The organism is Dysgonomonas sp. 37-18 (assembly GCF_001899125.1).
Taxonomy (GTDB): domain Bacteria; phylum Bacteroidota; class Bacteroidia; order Bacteroidales; family Dysgonomonadaceae; genus Dysgonomonas.
In genome coordinates this window covers 35,110-59,596 of sequence record NZ_MKVC01000008.1, presented here as the reverse complement: position 1 = coordinate 59,596, position 24,487 = coordinate 35,110, and the positions used below count along the sequence as shown (strand labels likewise).

The window sequence follows — 24,487 nt, the reverse complement described above, 5'->3', positions numbered from 1 at the left end:
ACATATGATTAATAGAAAAAAAACATAACAACCGAGGAGTATTATTATTTTATTTTCGGTCAGTGAGTTAAAAACGCTCATGCTCAAATTATATTCTTTTTAGTTACTATTTTACAGTTATAATTTCTTCCAATAATTCGGCAGCTCTTTTATTGCCACCTGCTTCTATAAAAGATTGTTGAATCTCTTTAGCCGCTTTTTTATATGTAGGATTGTATAATAGCTCATCTACAGCATGTTCGATGTCTTTAACGCGCATACGACTATATTTGATGCGAATACCACAGCCGTAGTTTTGAATCAGTTGAGCTGTATGCGATTGATCGAAGGCCATCGGAATAATAAGCATAGGTATACCATTCATAAAAGTATCGCAAGTTGTATTTAACCCACCATGTCCGATTACAACATCTATATGTTTCAATAATTCTGATTGAGGAACATATCCTTGCACTATAAAGTTCTCAGGCCATTCATCCAATATGTTAGGATCTGCAGCCGCTATAACAGTAACAGGCTTATCTTTTAACGCTTCAATCATGTGGCTAAAGAAATCTTTCCGACTTTGGACCAATACTGTTCCTATCGAAATGTATATCTTAGGGTGGTCACCCATTGCCTCAAGCTTTTTCCAATCGAATGGAGTATTATCCGGTCTACCTGTCAATGCCCCTATAAACTTCATATAGGGTGGTACAGAAGCATTATCTAAACCGCAAAATAGCTGTGAAGTATAGTACATATTCAATAGCTTAGACTGCATAAACTCTTCATCCCCATCTATTCCAACAAAACGTTGTAAATCAATGATTGATTTATGTACCCATTCTGTAACTTTAGGTGCACTTTGAGGGTCGTTCAGAGCATTAGGTGTAATAGGCGTTATAGTGGCAAATGGAATATTTTTTAATTGAGCGGACAGTCCACCAACAAAAGTAATACAATCATTCACTATTACATCGGGTTTATATTGCTCTACAATCTCATTAAACTCGTCTATCATCATCCTAGCAAAAGGAATATAGGTATCTTCCAATCCTAACTTAAGAGCTTCAAGTGCCGGCATATTAGCGCCCTTATTTTGCAGCAAGATTATTCGTTCTATCTCTTTTTTGTTTTTACTCTCTGTTTTTTCCATATAGAAGTATTTTGCTCCTAAAGGAAAGAGTTTCATATTGAGTTTGGTCATACCCGCCCAAGCAACATCATGGCCTCTTTCTAAGAGAGTGCCTCCTATACTTAATGTGGGGTTTATATGCCCCCAGAAAGGAGGAATTACAAATAAAAATTTAGACATTTAATTCTGTTTTAAGGTTATAGACAGTATGTTTTCTAATAATTTTACTGCTTTAGCAACGCCTCCCGCTTCTTCAAATGATTTTTGTATTGCCTGGGCATTTTCTGAATATTTCTTGTCATGGAGAATTTCGTTGACAGCATCTTTCAATTGTTGTGCCTTAAATCTGTTGAAGTTTAATCGTATTCCTGATCCGCTATCTACAACTGTACTTGCAACATAGGATTGGTCATAGGCAATAGGTAAAACGACCAAAGGTTTGGCATATGACAACGCTTCACAAACAGTATTGTGTCCTCCGTGGCATACTAAAGCATCCATTAGAGGGATAAGTTTAAGTTGTGGAATGCGTCTACATACTATAAAATTTTGAGGTATATAGTCAAACAACTCAGGATCGGAAACAATTACGATTCCTATCATTTCATTCTCGAAAGCCTCTGTCACTTTCCTTAGAAATTGTCGTTTGAGGTTGTGATCAAATGTTGTTCCTATTGTGACTAGTATTGTAGGACGATCATTCATTGATTGAAGTTTATGCCAATCAAAATCATCGGTCAAATCTCCTCTATTGATTACTGGACCTACGAATTGGTAATAATTATCTAAGTTAGATTCTCCAAATAATTTTTTAGAAGTATATACAATTGTAAGTAATTTGGAGCAATCTAAACGCTTATCGCTATTAAGCCCTACACTCTTTTGAAACTTTATAATCTGGTCTCCTTCCCATGCATGAATCGTCGGTAAAGATTCGTTTACCTTTATTGCCGCCGGAGCAGTTACAGATGTTACATAAGGTATATTCTTTTGTATTGCAGCTACTGCTGCAGCAAATATCTGATGATCATTAATAATGATGTCAGGTTTATAAGCATCAATAAGTTTTTTTATGCCATCAAGCATACCCGCATTCATTGGAATTAATACCTCATCATACAGGAACTTCAAACTATCAAGACCATAAACAGCTTTTTTGCCTAGCTTCAGAATTTCATTTTTTATCTGTTCTTTATCGGCTTCACTTATATCTGCATCGAGTAAAAGAAATGTGCCGCCGTTGGGTATTCTTTCTTCTAATTGAGGATCAATGCTTATCCATGCCACTTCATGTTTATTTTTGAGCAATTCAGCCCCCAAACCTAAAGTAGGATTAACGTGACCTGTAAGTGGCGGAACTATAAATAAAAATTTGCCTTTCATTTCATAAATTCTAATAGTTTCTCAATAATCCATTGTGGTTTTTGAATAGGCAAGTTATGATCGCCACTCCCTTCTAATAAATAAGAATTTGGAATAATTTCTTTCAATAGATTTCCGGCTAATAAACAATCCGAATCAGAGCCATATAATAATAAGGTTGGCACTTTAATAGAATTGGTAGATAATATATCAAACAAATTATTATCTATATCAAAATCTTCCTTAATTGAAGTATGGTTGAATAAGTATTCATAGAGTTTTCTATTCTTTTCAATCTGCCTTTTTCCGGGCTGTAAAGATGTAGACTCAGCATAGTTATTCAAATACTGATCTATAAATTTATTTCCATATTTCTGGAGTACTTCAGGAGCATCACCTTCATCCGGCTTGGGAGACTCTATCAGGCTTAGTTTTTCCACCCTATCAGAGTAAAGTATTGCCGTTTTTAAGGCTATAAGACCACCATAGCTGTATCCAACCAAGTGTACTTTCTTTAAATTCAGAACATCAAGTAGAGCTATCAAGTCATCAGACATCGCCTCAAGATTATATCCACAGTCAACACGTTCACTCATACCGTGGCTTTGCAAATCATATAATACAACATGAAAATGTTTAGCCAGTTCGGGGGCCATGTTAAAGTAGAATACTGACATATTGGTAAACATACCATGAATCATCACAATAGCCTGAGATGCTTCACGATTCATTTCCAATACATGGATTTTCTTGTTATTTATCTGAATGATTGCCATCAACAATAAAGTTTACAATATCTCCTATATTCAACTTTACAATCTGATCAAGATCCATTGCTGACAACCATTTTGTAAAGTCTATATCCGTCCCGTATTTAATTCTAACTTTCTCAGCAAAAGCCACAAGCTCAATACTATCCATCTCCAAATCTTTTGTAAAATTGCTGTTTTGAGTTATATCAAGTTCTTCTGCTATATCCGCACCTATTATATCTGAAATAAACTGATGCAAAACTTCAAATACCAGATCTTTTTCTTCTTTTACGATTATTGTGTCCATCCTATTATGTAGTTTTTATATTTAAATATCCTTATTTCGCAATCTTCAATAAAAAGAATGTCATCATTTATTCTTTTTACTTCATATCGTTTAGGGTTCCCTTGAAGTCCCACGCCTAACATTTTTCCATAAGCTTCTTTTGCTACCCAAAAACGAGTGCTCCATTCTGTGATATCCTTGTCTTTAATCAATTCGAGTTCGTAAGGGGTGAATGAAATTTCCAAAAAGTCTTTTGTACGTTCCTCTATTGTTTCTATGTCGATACCAACAGATTTTTCTGAAACAATGCTCACACTGGCTCCATTCTTGTGGGCTAAAGAAATTTCTAATCCTTTTGTTTCTTCTATACCATACACATAAGGCTTGCCATAATCATCATATTTTATAAAGTATTCAATTGGATATGTTAATTTACCACTCTTATTCTGAACATACCACCTTAAACTATCTTTGAGAGCAATCCTGCTAGTAAGATAATCTTTCCGCTTATTTAGAGGCAGAGAAGCTTGTCGTTTCTTTTCGGGCTGATTTAAGTATCTTTTTCTAAGAAATTCTAAAACACCTGTTTTATTATATATACTTTCCGATAAAAATACTCCAGGTGCGATTTGTTGCGATATAAAATTTTTTCCAGGATTCAAAGTCATCTCCCATAGCAAACTATCAAATTCAAATCGTCTGTTTTGCCAGCCTTTGACAATACACCATACTTTACCTTCTCTTTTCAGTATCATTTCTGCTGTCGTAAAGTCTTTATCAATAGTTTTACTCAAACAGATACATTCAAATAATCCTTCTTGATCATGCATATCTTGATAAAAAGTAATTTCCTGAACTTTTACAGGAAAGGTTATATAGTTTATATCCAGAATAAGATGTAAATACAAACCATAAGTTTGCCCCATATTATCAAGGAGAGATCCTTTGCCTGCCTTTTTTCTTATATAAGATCTTATACCTTTTTCTGTGACATTTGTAACCATTTCTATTCCCTGATATTCAATTCCATGAAACATATACTTTTCATATATTTGCTCTGGTGTAGGTAATGGTCTGATATCTTCTCCCAGATCAATATAATCTTCATAATATGAATCAGGCTTAGAAAATGAGTTTCTTAATGTAACCTCGCCCGATGCATAATTCTTGATGTTTAAAGAAAGTAATTCATCAGACTTCCACACACCATTTATTTTCTGGACAAAGGGTGTATGAACTTCCATCCACTGATAAACACTGATAGGTCCAATTCTTACAATCTTTTTTGACAAATCCTGTCTATGTGCAGCTTCAGCTATCAACTCAAAGGTCATAGTCATTGGAATTACAGGGTTTAAGTCTTCCACATAGTTCCAATTTGCCGGTTGCTTAACTAATGAGTGCCCTATTAGTGTAGGGTGTGTATCTAATGATACGTATAAATCTTCTTCAAATGTTGATCCTGTCTTGGCCCCATTTCTTATAATGGTAGGTTTTAAATCTTTTTCGATAACAGGCGAAATGGTATTCGTGACTTGAGATTGAGTATTAGCAGAGATATTTTTATAGTTTATATTCCTTTCCTTTAATAGTCCGGCTAGTTCCATCTGCATTTGTGCCATCTCTTTGATATTCTCATTCAGAGCTGACATTATCGGATGAGAAGTTTCCATTGCTAATGAGTCAAAATCAACAGAAGTCGTTTTTTGTAGACGATTTCGGACATGTCCACTCAAAAGAGGAAAGTCTGATTGAAAGCCCATGAGCATTTGTAGATTCATTCCTTTTTTCTGTTTTTTCTTATTCAGTTTCTCTACATTAAGAAAAGACATATCAACATTCCGACCTTCTATATAAAGCAATGCCATCACGCGTCTCAATTGCTCTAATGTAGTTCTTTGTGTGCTGACCTCAGATATAGAACTATAGGGTTTGTTTACCAATATATCATCTACAAATCCGACAAGGCTTCCTCCTCCGACCTGAATAAATACGCGTACATTTTCCTCATCATAGAGTTTTTCAATAAGCTCTCTAAATCTCACACTTTCTATAAGATGTTTGACAGATAATGCTTTAATCTCATGAGATTCGGTTGGATAAGGTTCCAATGTATTCGATGACCACATTGGCACACTCGGATCAAGGAATTCGAGATGTTGGAACGAATCCTCAAGCAGATCAAGCCTGTCTTTTATGAAAGGAGTATGAAATCCAGATTGATATGGTAAAACCTGAAAGAAAATATCTTCCTGCCTAAGAGATTCGGACAACTTCTTAAGAGCATCTTCGGTAGCGCATAGTAATACTTGATTCGGACAATTATCATTAGACAAGTAAAGATTAGGTATTGAGTCTAGATACTTCTTAACCCTCTCCCGCCCTACACTGACAGCAATAAAGAAAACACCATCTATTTTATATTGACTCGCATCTAAGCAGTTGATAAGTTTTTTGATTGATTTACCTGATACCATACCTGATGCTTCCACACCGAACCACTCACCTAAGCTGTGTCCGACGTTCATATCTGATTTTATATTTAATACCTTCAACGACATATCCATCGCTTTGTTGATACGATACAATCTTAAGACATTGTCTATAATTTTACTTTCTGTTGATTTGTATTCCTCTTCAGGTAAAGAAAATTTAAAATAGTTAATCAGGCTCTCTATTTCAGGATTCACTCCGGGATCATAACCCGGATACATAAAAGCAATCTTTCCTCCATTCTTTATAAGTGGTTTATTTGTAAACCAAATATCTTGACGCCCTTTCCATATTAAATCTTTTTCAATAAACTTTATAGCTTTTTCTATCCTATCTGGAGTTGGGTTGAATAGAACCAAACGGTAGTCTCCTTCTTTATTAACAGATGCTGTTTGTCCATTACGTAAAGTCTTTATTAACTCTTCTTTGGAGGTAGAGCTAATCGCTATTACTTTATCATGAAATGGGCTTTTCTCAACATCATCGTCTAAAGATCGTTTATCTCCGTATGCTTCTAAGATCACATGTGCATTTATTCCTCCAAAACCAAAAGCATTTACCCCAGCAACTAATGGGTACTTATTTTCATCCCAATCCTGTAGTTTCTGTACAGGTCTGAAACGGGTATTTTCTATCCCTTTTAATGGATGCTCACAATGTAATGTTGGAGGAATCTTTCTAGTATATAAAGCCAAAACTGTTTTAATCAAGCCAAGAATACCTGCGGCAGGCATAGCATGACCAATATTAGATTTTACAGAACCAATCAGTACATCTTTGTCAGATTCTTCTTTTGGAAACACTTCTGATAAAGTTTGTAACTCTGTCTTATCTCCTATAGTTGTAGCAGTGCCATGTGCTTCTAAATAACCAATTTTAGATTTGTCTAAATCTCTATTAGCCCAAGCTTTTTCTATTGCAAGTTTTTGTCCCTTTACTGATGGAGCCATTACGGCAACTCCTGATCCATCACTACTCACTCCTACCCCTTTGATGACTGCATAAATACGATCTTTATCTGCAATAGCCTTATCCAGCGTTTTTAGAACAACGAAACCGCTACCTTCACCAATCAGTAGACCATCCGCATTTTCGCTGAATGGACAGATATGTTGTTTATGAGATAGAGCTCCAAGTTGTGAGAAAATACTCCAAAACGGAGCATTATGACCAACATGAACTCCCCCTGCAACTGCAATATCACATCTTCCACTTTCTAGTTCTTTCACACAATGATCCAATGCAATCAAAGAGCTGGCACAAGCTGCATCAACTACATATGACGGTCCCTGCATATCTAACTTGTTAGAAATAAGGGATGCTATCAGATTGGGTATAAGCCCAGGCATAGAATCCGCCTGATAACGCCCTCGTGACGCTTGATACTGTTCTTTTATTTTGTCGAGTTCTTCATCAGATAAATCGGGTAATGCTTTTTTTACTGCTTCTGTTATTTGATGACTGACATGAACAATATCCATAGCTCGCCATATAGCAGATCCCACATACGCTCCTTTTCCTATTACCAATGCGCATTTCTTTAAGGATATATTTTTTTCAAAGACCGATGCGTCTTCCAACGCTTCATAAACATTTTTTAATGCTAAAAGATGCGCCGTATCCATTCCTTCTACAGCCAATGGTAGGATCGAAAACTGCATGGGATCAAATAATATATCCGGAATAAAACCTCCTCGTTTGCAGTAAAATCGATCTACAGCCAGAGTCTTTGTCTCATCAAAATATCTAGGATCCAATCTATCTGCAGGAACATCCTTAATACAGTCCACCCCATTGATAAGATTGTTCCAATACTCAGTGTAATTACTTGCTTCAGGAGCAAAACAAGACATTCCTACTATTGCTATATCTTTTTTATTTTCCACTTCTGAGTCAATTATTTAAAAAGCTTTTCACATCATCTGCTCCACCCATTACCAGTATATGGCTCTCTTTTCCATATTTAAGCTCCTTTACAAAATATTCAGCTCCTTTTTTTAGAGGGATCAACGAAACTCCGCGTTTCTTGAATTCAGCTTCTAGTGTTTCATTCACCATCCCGGTTCCTTTCCAAGGTCCCCAGTTGATGGTTAGTATTCTGGCTTCAACTTTGTCATTTAGGATTGAAGCTATATGATCGAAAACACTATTTGCTGAAGCATAATCAGATTGTCCCTTGTTTCCATAAGCTGATGCAACGCTACTAAACATTACAAATAGCTTCAGGTCGGAACGTAGTTCATCCAATAAGACATGCAGTGGAGTAACTTTGGTAGAATACACTTTATAAAAAGATTCAAAGGTTTTATGTATAAATAATTTATCGTCCAACAAACCTGCCGCATGAAATATTCCGTCTATTCTGTTATAGGTATCATATGTTTTTTTGATAAAATCTCTCAGTGCTTCTTCATTTTTTATATCTAAGGATATATATGTTACTTTCGCTCCGTTTTGTTCTATTTTTGCAACATTTTCATTTATCTGATTAGTCTTGAATATCTTTTGTAGTTTCTTCTCTATTTCGCCGGGAGATTTCATATTTTCTTCAGTGATCAGATATCTGCGTATCTTATCCTTCGAGTCCAATGATTTATACTTATCAAATTCTTCTGTAGGAGCGTCAGAACGTCCTACAAGAATATAGTTACAGGGATATTCTTTTGACAGTTCGCTAATCAGTTCCGGCGTAATCCCTTGTGCACCGCCAAACACAACAACTACAGCATCTTTGTCGAGAGAAAAATGAGAACTTCCATTTTTGACAAGAGTGATAGGTTTAGGTTTTGCAAAATATCTCTTATTATCCTTATAGATTATTTCTGTATAAGTGTCATCTTCTGTTAATAATTCATCTACAGCAATTTGAGATAGAAGATTTGGGTCGAAGATAGAATGTGATACTATTGCCCGGAAATTAATTGTTGGAAACTCATGAGCAAGGCTCTTTATCAGTCCTGGGAAGCCTTGAATTTCTTTCAACTTAGATACCCCTTCGGTCATTTTAATATTACCAAGTACATCACTGAATGTATAGACCCATTTAATCTTAACAAGATCTACATTTTTGATCATACTAAACACTTCTTTGATACTGTATTTTCGAGGTGATTTAGAAGAGTTGAGTATAACAAGGCCATCATACTGAGTAAGATTCTCATCTCCTTGTATCAAGTCAACAATAGCTCCATTTGCCTCTATTGATGCTTTTATATTTTGAGCATATCCACCACCATCATCAGTAAGTGCAAACCGTTTTCCTTGTATCTGAATTTTTTCTGAGTTTAATGTTGTTTCTTCAAGTTCAAGGCTCATTCTTATCAATTCACCTTCAATGGTATCACTTTCTTTTACTGCTATCTGCTCAACTTGAATTGTTTGCCCTATTTGAGACTGGGATATAGAATCTTTATTCTCAACACCATTAGCCAACTCTCTTATCCAATCAATTAATCCATTAAGAGTTTTTACTGAAGCTAGTTTTTCAATTGTATCATCAGCATCCTCAATACTACCGGATATATTTAGTTTTTCTCTCAATGAGCCTATAATCTCCATACGTTTGATAGAATCAATACTTAGATCAGCTTCCAAATCCAAATCCAAACCAAGCATATCGGCTGGATAACCAGTTTTTTCACTAACGGTTTCAAGAAGCAAAGTCTTAATGTCATCAATTGTCACGGCTTGAGTTTGAATAGGAGCAACAGAATGAACTACATCTGGTATAATTGCACCTTGTGTCTGACTGATACTTGAATTGGCTAATTCCTTAATCCAATCGATCAAACCATTAAGAGTTTTTACAGAGGCAAGCTTTTCTACTGTATCTTCAGCATCTTCCATGCTCCCTGATATATTAAGTTTTTCTCTCAATGATCCAATAATTTCCATTCGTTTGATAGAGTCTATACTCAGATCTGCTTCTAAGTCTAAGTCAAGACCTAACATTTCGATCGGATAGCCCGTTTTTTCGCTAACGGTCTCGAGTAATAGACCTTTAATATCGTCTATAAATAAGGCTTGTGTTGATGTTCCAGCCGATTTAGAAGAAGATGTATTTATGTCCACAAATTCTTGTCTCTGCTCTACCTGTTGTGAAGAAGTGCTCATCGGTAACACTTGTACTTGTTGTACAGAGTTCGTTTGTATTGGAGTTGATATATTATTGTTAGGTGTATGTCCCAAATAGCCGAGCATGACATCACGCTGGCTTTGCATCATCATTCTCATACTATCCAGATACTCCAATATTACTTGATCAGAGGATGAAAGTCCTGAAGTGGAATTATTATTTAGATTATTCGTCATGTTTTTTAAGTTCATTATAGGTTGTGTTATCGGATATGCTCCTGTTGAAGGCATTCGTCCATTAGTAGGTATAGCATTATGACCATTAATATGCCAAACAATAGGACTCTTCTTATATTGTTCAGGCTTATCAATGTTTACTATAGATGTATTGCGCTTTTCAAAGAGTTTTTCAACGTCAACAGATTTTCCTGTTGACAAATATTTTGCAATAGTATGTAAGATGAAAGTTACTCCATTGAAACTTTTATTTTCTGTCTCAAAAGTAGAAACTTTGTCTCCTAATATGGATTGAACAAGTCCAGTAAGAACTCTGCCCGGTCCCACCTCAATAAACATACGTGCACCTTCATTGTACATATTTTCAACTTGCCGGTTAAAAAGTACAGGTTTAATAAGATGCTCCGCTAATCGATTTTTTATTTCTTGAGTTTTTTGAGGATAATGCTCTGCTGTTGTATTAGACCATACAGGTATATTTAGAGTCTTAAAGTCAACCTTGTGTAACACATCGGCATACAACTTTCTTGATTTGTGTAAAAGAGGACTATGAAATGCACATGCTACATTAAGCTCTTTATAAGCAATATTTTTATTACTTAGTTTTCGCATAAAAGAATTGATTCCTTCGGTAGAACCGGCTAGGACTATTTGTTTCGGAGAATTGAAGTTCACAGCCCATACATCCTTTTCACCATCTAGTAGCGTAATTATCTCTGTTTCGGGAAGACTAACGGCTATCATCTTTCCTTTGTCTTCTTCTATTGCATCTAATATAGATAAAGCTCTTTTATGACTTAATGGGACTAGCACTTCTGCATCAAAAGCACCAGCAAAACATAAAGCCGCCAATTCTCCATAGCTATGACCTGCTACCATATCAGGAATAATACCTAGTGATTTAAGAAACTCAGCAAAGGCAAAATCTACAATACCCAGTAATGGCTGGGCATTTAGTGTATCGGTGATAACTTTCTCTTGCTCTTTACGCGTTTCTTCATCGAAGGCTGAGTATGGAAATAGTATCTTCTCATATTCTTTATGCTTGGTAAGTAAGCGACGCATTGCGGGAAAGACAACAAACATATCCCGAGCCATATTTACTCTTTGGCTAACTTGTCCGGAAAACATAAATGCAACCTTTCCTTCTTTCGCATTTTTTAAATAAATTCCATATTCTTCTTTTCCGGCAAGAGCTACATTAATTCTATTGTGTAATTCTTTACAATCACTAGCAATTATAGACACTTGAACTTCTTTCTTGCTGTGTACTGCCAAACTGTAAGCGATATTTTTAATATTGATTGTATCATTGTAGTTTAGCAGTTCTTTTATTTTCTGTAATTGTTGTTTAGCTTCTATTAGTGAATCCCCGCGAAATACAAATAGTTCTGATGACCATAGAGGTAAACTGCTATTATGTTCTTCCTCTTTTTTATGATTTTCCATCACTACATGGAAATTGGTTCCGCCAAAACCAAAAGCACTAACTCCTGCAATTCTTTTTTCACTGTCCCAATATCCCGAGTGAGAATTAAACACAAAAGGACTGCTGTCCTTATCATAATAAGGATTTGGTTTATTCAGGTGCAATGTCGGCGGTTGAACTTTATAGTAGATAGACAAAGCAGTTTTGATAACGCCTGCAATACCTGCAGCACATTTAGCATGTCCTATTTGTGTCTTTACAGAACCTAGTAATGTTTGCCCTTTAATGGCGCCTGATTCAAGAAACATATCTGTTAATGCTCGCAGTTCTGTTCGGTCTCCTACTACTGTTCCCGTGCCATGAGCCTCTATCATTTCTACCTGTGATGGTAAAATTCCTGCATTCTGATAAGCTCTTTGTAATGCCTTTATCTGTCCTTTTCTGTTTGGAGCGGTCATTCCCAGGCTTTTTCCATCACTACTACCTCCCATTCCTTTGATAACAGCGTATATCTTATTTCCATCACGTTCAGCATCAGCTAACCGTTTCAGCACTAAAACGCCAATGCCTTCTCCCAAGGCAATACCATCCGAATCTGCATCGAATGAGGCAGAGTAACCTTTACGGGATAATGCATGCGTACATGAAAACATTAAGAAGTCGTTGATTCCGTTATGTAAGTCGGCTCCACCTAAAAGTACCATATCAGAGCGATTGGAGAATAACTCCTGACAGCCCAGATCCAATGCTGCAAGAGAAGAAGCGCAGGCTGCATCTACTGTATAGTTACGTCCTCCCAGATTTAAGCGATTGGCTATTCTACCGGATATCACATTTGATAATACTCCTGCAAAAGAATCTTCATTAAGGCGAGGTAGGGAGTTTTTCAATACATCGGGTAATTCTCCAAAAACCTGTTTTGCATAGCCTCTGAAACCATAACTTGCCGCTAGTTCTGTTGCTCCTTCTGCACCGAATATAACGGAAGTGTTTTCTAAATCAATTTCGGACAGGTTTTCATATCCTGCATCTGTTAATGCTTGCTTAGCCACCAAAAGGCTCAGTAATTGTGTTGGTTCTATAGATGCAAGTGATTGAGGTGTCATTCCGAACTCAAGAGGATCAAAATCTATGGATGGGATAAATCCGCCCCATTTCGAGACCACTTTATCTGTATCAGTAGAATTTGAATCATAATACAGATCTTTATTCCAGCGACTATCGGGAACCTCTGTGATACAATTTTTGCCAAGAACGATATTTCTCCAATATTCTTCAATATTATGCGCATCGGGGAAAATACTCGAAATTCCGACAATCGCTATATCTAATGGTTTTGTATTTGATGTTGGCAAAGCAATATCGGGCAGTTGAGAAAGTAGCTCGTTATTATCTACAGCTACATGCTTATGCAATTCATCCAGAGTCATTTCTTTTTGATTGAGAGCTGCTATTTGTCCTATCATGTAAAGACCTTTTTCTTTTTGCTCTTCCTCGTTCAATTTTACAAGATCAGTCCCTATACGTTCAATGCCTTTGGTTGCAATTCTTGAACGACCAAGATTAAGCTCCTCTAATCTGATCCAAATTTCTTTACTATCTAGGTTTTGCTGTTGTAGTTTTTCTTTTTCCTTACCGAAATATTCTGTAAATGGAGATTTTAGAGATTGTGTTTCTTGTCCGGGGGCAGCTTGCAGAATAACTGTTGCATTTTCTTCAATCGCCAACTTTTGGAATTCAGGGAGGATGGCTTTTGTCTCTACGGCTTCTTTTGTATAAAGATATGAAGACCCCATTAACACCCCTATTTTAGCACCTTTAGCATCGAGTGTGGAAGACATTATAGATACGAACGCAGAAGAAAATGCATCATGTATCCCACCCGCAAAAAAGACACTAAATGCAGACAGATTATCTTCTTTTAGTAATCTGTATATCTGTCTTTCCCATAAGATAAAGCTGGAAAGAGGGCCTATATGTCCCCCGCTTTCACGTCCTTCGAATACAAAGTTCTTCGCCCCTTCTTTAAGAAATATATCCAACAATGTTTGAGATGGAACATGAATAAAAGCTTTGATACCTTCTTTTTCAAATGGTTTTGCCAAAGCTGGGCTTCCTCCGGCGATAAGTACTACGGGTGGTCTGTACTCCAATATATATTTCGTTTGCTCTTCACGTTGTTTTGTAGGAATAAAGCCTAGTAGCCCCACGCCCCAGACTTTATCGTTGAGTAACCGACTGGATTCTGCTATCAGGTTGCGGGCGGCATCTCCGGTTGTCATACTCATGGCTATAAAAGGTAATGCTCCCGCATCAGCTACACTACAAGCAAATTCAGGGACATCGCTTACTCTAGCCATTGGCCCTTGTGCTATCGGGTATTTTATACCTAAGCTTTTTGCGAGTTTACTATCTGATTTGATTGTTTGCAGTCTTTTTGCTTGCTGTATATGACCGTATATAGCCTCATAGAAACTAGAAACGAAAGTGTTAAGGTTTTTATATTTTTCTACAAAGTCAATAGATAATGAAATATCTTGTCCCATAGGTAAGATATTCTTATTAATATCTAATCCTCCCAGTAATGGTATAACATCCGAATATTTAGTGTTTACAGGTAATTTAGGAGAATTTTTCCTCAACAATATTCTGAATTTGTCAATTACAGTAGTCTCACTCCCACTCAGTTTACTAAAAATATTTTTCTGATCTTTAGTTAATACACATTCAGGAAATAATGAAATCTGACTATCCAGAATAACCCCCTTTGCCCCTAAAGCTAGACAAGCGGCAGAAGTATGTATACCGATTCCTCCTTGTATATAAATATTTATTTCTTTTTTTAAATATTTATTCGCTATACTTTGGAAAAGGATGAATGAGGACTGCGCTGACACTTTTCCCGCTCCTTCATTTCCTTTTACGATAATATTACTGATACCGCTATCTATTACTCTTGCAGCTTCATCTAAAGAATGTACCTGACATAATTTTTCTATATTTTCGCTTACAGATATATCCATACCAGCAGGAAAAATCACTCTGCTTACATTCGGTGGAAGGTCTAATTTAAATGTAGTATTATCTACAAAACAAACCCCAAAAGATTCTGTTGTAGATTCACTCATGATATCTAAGGATTCTTGTGCTTTTTGCAGATTCCGACCAAGATGCAATACGGGATATGCACCGGTCTTGATCGTTTCTAAAGCTAAAGTAGTATTCGGTATCTCGAAAGGGGATACGATAAGTAGCTCTTTGTAATGTTGCATTATTAAATAGTTGTAGTTTGTTTTTGTTTGTCTTTCTTGTTTTATTATCTAATCTATTGCATATGTGTATTTTTCTTTAAGTTTATGTATTTGCCCAATATAAATAATAACAGCGAATATTGTTGATGCAACATCAGCTAATGGTATTGAAAACCAGACCCCATCCAATTGAAAAAAAAGAGGTAAAATAAACAACAACGGTACTAGAAAAAGAAATTGCCGTGTTAGACTTAGCATGATTGCTTTCGTGGGCATTCCTATAGATTGGAAAAAATTAGAAATGACCATTTGTAACCCACTAAGAGGTAATACAATCGTTATTATTTTTAAAACTCCGGAAGCTTTACTCGCCAATGCAGGAGTAGGATTAAATGGACTGACTGCAATATCTGAAAAGAATAATCCACCTATCAAACCGATAAATCCGATACCGATGCCGGCTTTTATTGCCTGATTTACTGTAGATATAACTCTTTCTATCTTGTTAGCTCCATAATTGTATCCAACTATAGGTTGCATCCCCTGTGTCAAACCAACAATAATAAGTACAATAATAAGATTTAATCTATTGGCTATGGCATATGCTTCTATGGCAATGCTGTCTCCATAAGTACTTAATCTGTTATTTATAAAAAAGACAACAATGGAAGCTGCTACTTGCATAAGAAATGGAGAGACACCAATACTCATTATAGCCCATACAATTTTTTTATCTAGATTTAACTTATGCTTATGTAGTGTTAATGTGTTATTTCTTTCAAGAAAATGAATCATAAAGATAACGAAGGAGATAAACGCTGCTATTGAAGTGGCAATTGCAGCACCTCTCATACCCCATTCGAATATAAAAATGAAAATAGGTGCAAGGATGATATTTAGAATAACACCAAGCAGCATAATATACATTGCTTTTTGAGGATAACCCGAAGCATGCATAACACTGCTCAATACGAACCCTAAATTAAGAAAGATACAACACGGTAGATAATAGATTAAAAACTCGCGAGCAAAATGATAAGTGTCTTGTGTTGCTCCGATTATATGTAATAGTGGATCGATAAAGATATAGGTCAAAAGAACGAAGAATCCTGTTAATAGTATTATCAAAACCAGAGCATTACCTAGTGCTCTATCCATCTTATCTTTGCAACCTTCACCCATATAAATAGCAACACGAGTGGCAGCACCTGTACCGACGAATGCTCCTAATGCAGTAAAGAATGTCATTATAGGAAAAACGAGTCCTAGCCCACCAATGGCATGATCTCCTAAATTAGGCCCATGTCCAATATAGATACTATCCACAATATTGTAGATGGCAACAACTAAGGAACCGATAATAGCCGAAATGGAATATTCTCTCAGTAGTTTTGTTGTTTGTTCTGATTCTAATCTATTTAGTATAGACCCCATTATTTTATCTGATTACTAAATGTTATCTAGGCAAAACATTAGTAATGTATGTAAAGTCAATGTTAAAGAAAAAATATATTTATAGTCTCAAGCCACAAACTTATATAAATATATTATACTAAACAAATAAAAATAATTATTGAACAAAGAATAAAGCCCCTACAAATTATCAGAGACGGAATCTAAATCTATGAAATTTATTGTTTTTTAATTTAAGGATATTATATCTACTTTCTTTTTGTATAGGTGCAAAAACATAAAAAGGACTCCTCTCTCTCCAGGATAAATAATCAGGTGAGAGAAGAGCATTTAGGGTTGTCTTATATATCTAAAAATATTAAATGAATAGATTTACATTCGCATTTTCTGCTCTATCGAGATAAGCGGCAACACCCCCAATCGTAATATTATCTATTAATTCCTCTTTTTTTATACCCATTACATCCATCGACATGGAACATGCAATAAATTCGACACCATTGTCTAAAGCCTGTTGCATAAGGCTTTCAAGGCTATCTACATTTTTGTTTTTCATGATACTACGCATCATTTTACTACCGATTCCTCCCATATTCATTTGAGATAGGCCTAGTTTTTTGCTGCTAGATGGCAACATCATGCCAAACATTTTTCCCATAAAGTCTTTTCTTACAGTAGGCTTTTTCTCCTTTTTTATTACATTCAGACCCCAGAAAGTAAAGAAGATACTTACTTTCTTTCCTGTCGCTGCAGCACCATTCGCTATCACAAATGAAGCTAAAGCTCTATCTAAATCGTCACTAAATACTATCAGCGTTTTATTATCTCTAGCGATAGCTGATGTGGTGCAAGAAGCATCTTCTTTTGCTATCTTTTCTACAATAGCAGTTATTACCCCACCGGAGTTATTCATACTTACTAGTTTTGCGCCAACCATACGGCACCAGCCATTTAAGTCTTCACCAAAAGCCTGATCTGTAACGCTGATTTCGAGGCGGTCGCCTAGATTTATTTCATCGTAATTTTTCTTCAATTGCATGATCGGACCGGGACATTGTAATCCACAAGCATCTATTTTGATTGTTTTAATCATTGTACTTTCTTTATTTTCCATCTCTCCATCATCTTTAATAAGTGTATCACAAAGACCTTCACTCGTTGTATTATCAGCAATAGCACAAGAGTAAGTTCGATATCCTCCCGAAAGATTATAAACGTCGGTATAACCGTGCTGCATAAGAATCCGCGAGGCAATATACCCTCGTAATCCAACAGCGCAATAAACTATAATCTTTTTATCTCTCGGCATTTCATTTAGACGACTTCTAATCTCATCGACTGGTATATTAATTGCTCCTTCAATATGTCCAAAATCATATTCTTCCTTTGTACGTGAATCTATGATCATAGCTTCTGCTTTATCTACGTTGAGGATGTCACGCCATTGTATAATATTTACTTTCCCTTTTAAAATATTCTCTGCTACAAATCCGGCCATATTTACCGGGTCTTTGGCTGACGAGTATGGGGGAGCATAAGCGTGTTCTATCTCCTGAAGATCATAAATTGTACCTCCTTTTTTTATAACCTGAGCAAATAGGTCAATACGTTTATCAACCCCATCATAACCTACAACCTGAGCTCCCAACAATCTGCCATCTTCAGGAGAAAAAATTATTTTGATAGATAATGGTAGTGCTTCCGGATAATAGCCAGCATGCGAACTTCCGTGCGTATATGATGATATATGCTCTATCTTCTCTCTGTTTAGTAATTTTGAAGAAGCTCCTGCTGCTGCGACAGTCAGATCAAAAACCTTAGCAATGGAAGTTCCTATAGTACCCTTATATATATACTTATTCCCTTCTAAAATATTATCGGCTACTATACGAGCTTGTTTATTTGCTGGTCCGGCTAGCGGAACTAGAGTATGTTTATCGATAATTGGATTAAATACCTCTGTAGCGTCACCTAGAGCATATACGCTACTATCTGATGTCTGCATATAGTCATCAACCTTGATGCCTCCCATAGAGCCAAGTTGCAAGCCTGCGTCTTTAGCCAATTTTACTTCGGGACGAACTCCGATGCTTAATATAACCATGTCTGCAGTAACTTTTCCTCCACTTTCCAATACGACGTTTATACCTCCCTCAATTGATTCGAACTGTGCAACACCCTCCTCGAGCAAAAGAGATACATTTTTTTGAATAAGGTGCCGGTGTACAATAGAAGCCATAGAAAAATCGATTGGAGCCATTACTTGGTTACTCTTTTCAATCAACGTTATATCTAATCCTGCATCATGTAGATTTTCTACCATTTCCAAGCCGATAAAACCACCGCCTATTACCACAGCTCTTCGGGGGTTATGTTGGTTTATATAGCTTTTTATTTTATCCATATCAGATACATTCCTTAAGGAGAATATACGACTATCTTCTATGCCCGGCATTGGAGGTTTGATAGGTTCTGCTCCTGTAGATATTATTAGTTTGTCATAACTTTCTGTATAATCTCTATTGGCGGCAATATCATGGACTTTTACTGTTTTATCTTTCAGGTCGAAACTTGTCACTTCGGATCTTACACGGATATCTATATTAAAACGATTGATAAAACCATCTACTGTTTGTACAAACAACCTGTCTCGTTCACTAATTGTACCGCCAATATAATAAGGAAGTCCACAGTTGGCATACGATACGTACTCTCCTCTTTCGAAGAGTATAATCTGAGCATTTTCGTCCATTCTTCTGAGTCGTGCAGCTGCTGTTGCACCACCTGCCACACCTCCAATTATAAGTATTTTCATAATTTATATTATAAATATTTGTTATTAGCAATTATGTGATTAAAAAATTATGCTGATATTTCTACCAGTTCTTTTATCAATGCAGATAAATTAATTTCATGTTTCATCATTTCTTTTATTTTCTTTCTCCCTTCCTCTGTCAAGGAAAAGATCATTTGTCTTTTATCTATTGAACCCATTTCTCGCAATATATACCCTTTTGTTTCTACAGTATTTATTATACGTGATACTCTGGAATTAGACAACCCCACAAATTCACAAATCTCATTTGCTGTTCTTGGCTTCTCATCCTTCATACAACATAAAACCATCCCTTCGTTAATGGTTATATTATTCTTTTCGGCAAACTCTTTCTCGAAAGTATAAAGAGATTTATATATGTTTTTTAGTTTACAAATTGACTCCATTAAAATATTTGCTATTGGAAAATATTTGCAAAGAAAAATAATATTTTTCTATTGACAAAATGTATATGAATAATATTCTAAATTTTTCAAAAGATGAAAATACTCCAATTTTATCGCATACCATACCTGCTATCTTTCTATTTAATATATGACTCTATGATTTATTTCAAATATGCTTTCTTCTGAAAAAAATTAGCAATACAAGGCTCCTTAAGCATATCAAAAAAATAAATTTATAAGCAAAAGTTGTATTTTCTAAATTTAATTATTCATCTTTATATCATCTAATTACAGAATTATATATTTTTTTAATGTTAAAATATCAAAAAGGTGTAACCTTTTTTAATTTTTAACGACATATATAGTAAATGTTTCTAGATACAATTTCATGAAACTTTATCAAAAGTTAATTCTGTGTGGCAGTAGGTTCTTCAAATATAATAAACAACAGCGAACGTGATAAGAATAAATAGTTTAAACAAAACTTATTGGGGAAAATCGCCTTTACATGTATTGAAAGGGATTAATATGGATGTGGAAAGAGGTGAGTTAGTCTCTATAATGGGAGCTTCCGGTTCCGGGAAATCCACCTTGCTTAATATTCTCGGCATTCTGGATACCTATGATACCGGTGAATATTATTTAGATAATGTCCTAATCAAAAATTTGAGTGAAACCCAAGCAGCTGAGTTGAGAAATAAAAAGATTGGTTTTATATTCCAGTCCTTCAACCTGATTACATTCAAAAATGCTGTAGAAAACGTAGCGTTACCGCTATATTATCAGGGAGTTTCTCGAAAAAAACGTAATAGCATAGCTATGGAATATCTGGATAAGATGGGACTAGCATCACATGCGAGCCATATGCCTAATGAACTCTCCGGAGGACAAAAGCAGCGTGTCGCAATTGCCCGGGCTCTAATAGCCCAACCCCAGATAATACTGGCCGATGAACCTACAGGAGCCTTGGATAGTAAGACCTCAAGAGATGTAATGCAATTACTTCGACAAATCAATAACGACGATGGTATAACCATGCTTATTGTAACCCATGAGCAATCTGTGGCTGATGCTACAGATCGAGTTATCCATATAAAGGATGGAATTATAGGTTCGATAGAAGTAAATGAGAACCCAGTAATAGCAATGTAAACCCGGATTACTTATGTTTGATTTTGATTCTATACGCGAAATATTTTCTACAATCGGCAAAAATAAGTTACGCACTTTTTTGACCAGTTTTGCTGTAGCATGGGGTATTTTTATGCTTATAATCTTATTGGCTGCAGGTAATGGGTTGAAAAATGGTGTTACTTCAAACTTTTCACGCAGAGCACAAAACTCTGTTACATTATGGCCCGGATGGACTTCAATGGCTTACAAGGGCCTTCCAACAAATAGACAAATAAAGTTTGATCAAAAAGATTATGATCTAATACGAAATAAGATACCGGAGGTAGAATATGTCTCTGTTCGCTTGAGCCAAAGAGTAACTCTATCTTATGAAAAAGAGTATGGTTCGTGGGATATAGACGGCGTGTCACAGGATGCTTCTATTATCAATAATCTGAAAGTTGCGAATGGAAATGGCCGATTTCTCAATAAAATGGATGTTGACAATCGTCGCAAAGTTATAGTTCTCAGCCCCGATATGAAAAAGGTATTATTTAAAGATAAAGATCCTATAGACCAATATGTGATTGCTGATAATAATATAGCTTATCAGGTGATTGGGGTTTATGATAATGAAGATATCTATGACAACAACCCTCCGGGCTATATTCCTTTCACAACAGCCCAGATGCTATATAACAAAGGTTATGGTTTTCGCAGGATTGACTTTACCGTAGTCGGATTGCCAACCAAAGAAGCAAACGAGAAATTTGTAGAAAAGCTCCGCCAACGAATGGGAACACTCCATAATTTTGACCCGGCCGACAGATCTGCATTGTATGTTCGCAATACGGCAGAAGACATGCTGGAAGCACAAAGTATATTCTTTATTATCACTGCTTTTATCATTGTCATCGGAATCGCTTCATTATTAGCGGGAATTGTTGGTGTAGGAAATATCATGCTTATAACGGTAAAAGAACGAACTAAAGAAATCGGTATTCGAAAGGCAATAGGAGCTACTCCTTTCTCTGTACTCAAGCTCATTATCTTTGAATCTATACTGATCACTACCGTAGCAGGCTACATTGGTATAGTCATTGGGGTTGGTATAACAGAAGGAATTAGTACAATTATGGCAAACGCACCATCGGATGGTCCTTCAATATTCAAAGATCCAACAGTAGATTTGTCTACTGTAATATGGGCAACAGTGGTTCTGATTGTTGCAGGAACAATTGCAGGTCTTATACCTGCCCTGAAAGCGACAAAAGTGAGTCCAATAGAAGCGATGAGAGCCGAATAATAAAAAAACCAGAACATGTTTGATTTAGACAATTTACAAGAAATATGGGTAACGATTACTCGAAATAAGCTTCGAAGTTTTCTTACTTGCATAGGCGTTTCGTGGGGTATTTTTATGCTTATTATCCTTATCGGTATCGGATATAGCTTTCAAGGTGGTATTATGAAAAACGTAAGCGGATTTGCATCCAACTCCTGCTTCTTTTGGACAGATGTTACCAGTGAACCGTATAAAGGATTCCGTAAAGGACGTTTCTGGTCGATGAACAGAAAAGATGTTACGCTGATCAGAGAGAAAGCCCAATCTGTGGAATATATTTCTCCTGTACTCTTTGGAAATAGCGGAGATAAAAATGTTGTACGTGGACGAAAATCAGGATCGTATGGAACAAGAGGTATATATCCCGATCATTTCAATATAGAACAACAGCACATACTCATGGGACGGGTATTCAACGAATTGGATATAGCGGGCACTCGCAAAGTATGCGTAATCGGACGAGAGGTTTATGAAACATTATTTCAGCCGGGGGAAAATCCCGAAGGACAATATATTAGAGTAAATGGAATATACTTTCAAGTAATTGGAGTGATTCGTCCTAAGTCGAACATGTCGATCGGCGGAGATGTAGAATCAACGGTTTTTATTCCATTCTCTACAATGCAACAGGCCTTTAACCAAGGAGACAAAGTATATTTTATGGCATGTACGGCTAAACCGGGTTATCCAGCCTCTGTTGTAGAAGAAGAGGTTACAGCGATAATAAAAACAGCGCATGACATATCTCCTACCGATGAAAAAGCCGTAGGTAGCTTCAATATAGAAAAACAGTTTCAGATTTTCAACAACTTATTTTTAGGTATTGATTTCCTTATATGGTTTGTGGGAATAGGAGCTTTGTTATCCGGCATTATAGGTATCAGTAATATTATGCTGGTAACAGTACGTGAACGAACCCGCGAAATTGGAGTGCGACGTGCTATCGGAGCGAAGCCAATAACAATAGTGAAGCAAATTTTAAGTGAAAGCTTTGTTTTAACGACAATCGCCGGATTTGCAGGCTTCTTTGCAGGAATAGCACTCATAGAAATCATCAGCTACGTCATGAGCAAAAATATAAGTGACGACGTATTTCTCATACCGCCACTTGTTTCATTTTGGACGGCAATAGCTGCATTAGGAGTATTGATCGTATCGGGCATACTTTCGGGATTGATGCCTGCAATGAGAGCACTGCGCATAAAAGCAATCGATGCTATCAGAGAAGAATAATTTACTGTAAAGAATAAAAAATAGAAAATTAAATAATATGAAAGCTTTAAAAATTATTGGACTAGTACTTATCGGATTAATTTTCGTTGGTACATTATATTTTCTTTTTAGAAAATCACAACCGAAGAAGATTGTTTATGAAATATCAACTGTAGAATCGGGAGATATAGAAAACACTACTGTAGCAACAGGTAAGGTATCACCCCGTGATGAAATTCTTATCAAGCCTCAGATTTCCGGGATTGTATCGGAGGTGCTGAAAGAAGCCGGTGATTTTGTAAAAGAAGGGGAAATTATCGCTACGGTAAAAGTAATACCAGAGGTTTCTCAGTTGAATAGTGCAGAATCGAGAGTTAATGTTGCTCGCATCAACCTGAACCAGATAAAAGCGGAATACGACAGACAGAAACAGCTTTTTGGTAAAGGTGTAATAGCCAAGGAAGAGATGGATAAATCGGAGGCAGACTACAAAAAAGCTGTAGAAGAGATGGATAATTCTAAAGATAATCTGGATATTGTAAAAAATGGGATTTCTAAAAAAACAGCTCAATATAGTAATACTCAGATCAGATCTACTATTACTGGTATGATACTAGATGTTCCTATTAAAGTCGGAAACTCTGTTATTCAGGCCAATACATTTAATGATGGTACTACTATAGCTAGTGTAGCCAATATGAACGATATGATCTTTATTGGAAAAGTAGACGAAACCGAAGTCGGACGTATACATACAGGTATGCCAATGAAACTATCTGTAGGTGCTATAGAAAACAAAAAATTTGATGCTGTTCTGGAATATATTGCACCAAAAGGAGTTGAAGAAAATGGAGCCATTTTGTTTGAAATAAAAGCTGCTGCTCGTATACCGGATACAGTACTTATTCGTGCCGGATACAGCGCAAATGCTGAAATCGTATTATCTAAGGCTGAGAAAGTATTATCTATACCGGAAAGTACAATAACATTCAGTAATGACTCTGCATATGTTTATGTGCTAAAAGATTCTATAGAACAATTATTTGATAAAAAACTAATTACGACAGGATTATCTGACGGAATAAAAGTAGAAGTAAAATCTGGGTTGAAAAAGGGAGATAAAATCAGAGGAAACGAAATTTCAGATAAATCTAAAAAAACAGCTCAAAAATAGACCGATA

13 protein-coding genes are annotated in these 24,487 nt (G+C 36.0%); 4 read left to right on the top strand and 9 right to left on the bottom strand.

The window, feature by feature from the left end; translation table 11 throughout:
- Positions 1-106: 106 nt before the first annotated feature.
- The 9 genes from BGO84_RS03225 to BGO84_RS03185 all read right to left on the bottom strand — a co-directional run bounded on the left by BGO84_RS03225 (position 107) and on the right by BGO84_RS03185 (position 19,636).
- On the bottom strand, positions 107-1,297 hold the full coding sequence (locus tag BGO84_RS03225; protein WP_291027580.1) for a nucleotide disphospho-sugar-binding domain-containing protein: 1,191 nt from the start codon (positions 1,295-1,297) through the stop codon (positions 107-109).
- Positions 1,298-2,500, bottom strand: a complete 1,203-nt coding sequence (locus tag BGO84_RS03220) for a nucleotide disphospho-sugar-binding domain-containing protein (protein WP_291027578.1) — start codon at positions 2,498-2,500, stop codon at positions 1,298-1,300.
- Entirely contained in the window at positions 2,497-3,255 is a 759-nt protein-coding gene (locus BGO84_RS03215) for an alpha/beta hydrolase (RefSeq protein WP_291027576.1), read from the bottom strand. The genes BGO84_RS03220 and BGO84_RS03215 overlap by 4 nt, the downstream gene beginning before the upstream one ends.
- The gene (locus BGO84_RS03210; protein WP_291027574.1) at positions 3,233-3,538 is read right to left on the bottom strand and encodes a phosphopantetheine-binding protein; all 306 of its coding nucleotides are present in this window, start codon (positions 3,536-3,538) and stop codon (positions 3,233-3,235) included. Before BGO84_RS03210 ends, BGO84_RS03215 begins: the two co-directional genes overlap by 23 nt.
- Positions 3,526-7,896, bottom strand: coding sequence for a beta-ketoacyl synthase N-terminal-like domain-containing protein (locus BGO84_RS03205; protein WP_291027572.1), 4,371 nt, complete (start codon positions 7,894-7,896; stop codon positions 3,526-3,528). The genes BGO84_RS03210 and BGO84_RS03205 overlap by 13 nt, the downstream gene beginning before the upstream one ends.
- 7 nt (positions 7,897-7,903) lie before the next feature.
- Positions 7,904-15,022: a type I polyketide synthase gene (locus tag BGO84_RS03200; RefSeq protein WP_291027570.1), complete on the bottom strand. Its 7,119-nt coding sequence runs from the start codon at positions 15,020-15,022 to the stop codon at positions 7,904-7,906.
- Positions 15,023-15,070: 48 nt separating this feature from the next.
- Positions 15,071-16,435 (bottom strand): MATE family efflux transporter, encoded by a 1,365-nt coding sequence (locus tag BGO84_RS03195; RefSeq protein WP_291027568.1) that lies wholly within the window; start codon positions 16,433-16,435, stop codon positions 15,071-15,073.
- 337 nt (positions 16,436-16,772) lie between these two features.
- Entirely contained in the window at positions 16,773-19,229 is a 2,457-nt protein-coding gene (locus BGO84_RS03190; RefSeq protein ID WP_291027566.1) for a DsrE/DsrF/DrsH-like family protein, read from the bottom strand.
- Between the two features lie 47 nt (positions 19,230-19,276).
- Positions 19,277-19,636, bottom strand: a complete 360-nt coding sequence (locus BGO84_RS03185; protein WP_135106387.1) for a winged helix DNA-binding protein — start codon at positions 19,634-19,636, stop codon at positions 19,277-19,279.
- A 456-nt stretch (positions 19,637-20,092) separates the two neighbouring features.
- Here BGO84_RS03185 and BGO84_RS03180 point away from each other — a divergent pair, with 456 nt between their 5' ends.
- From BGO84_RS03180 to BGO84_RS03165, 4 genes are read left to right on the top strand one after another with little or no spacing between them, the layout of a single operon-like run.
- Positions 20,093-20,788 carry an ABC transporter ATP-binding protein gene (locus BGO84_RS03180; protein WP_252637334.1) on the top strand — a complete coding sequence of 232 codons (696 nt, stop codon included), beginning with the start codon at positions 20,093-20,095 and terminating at the stop codon, positions 20,786-20,788.
- 13 nt (positions 20,789-20,801) lie between these two features.
- Positions 20,802-22,055, top strand: a complete 1,254-nt coding sequence (locus BGO84_RS03175; protein WP_291027564.1) for an ABC transporter permease — start codon at positions 20,802-20,804, stop codon at positions 22,053-22,055.
- Positions 22,056-22,070: 15 nt separating this feature from the next.
- Positions 22,071-23,327, top strand: coding sequence for an ABC transporter permease (locus BGO84_RS03170; protein WP_135106393.1), 1,257 nt, complete (start codon positions 22,071-22,073; stop codon positions 23,325-23,327).
- Between the two features lie 37 nt (positions 23,328-23,364).
- Positions 23,365-24,480, top strand: a complete 1,116-nt coding sequence (locus tag BGO84_RS03165; protein ID WP_291027562.1) for an efflux RND transporter periplasmic adaptor subunit — start codon at positions 23,365-23,367, stop codon at positions 24,478-24,480.
- The last annotated feature ends 7 nt before the right edge of the window (positions 24,481-24,487 follow it).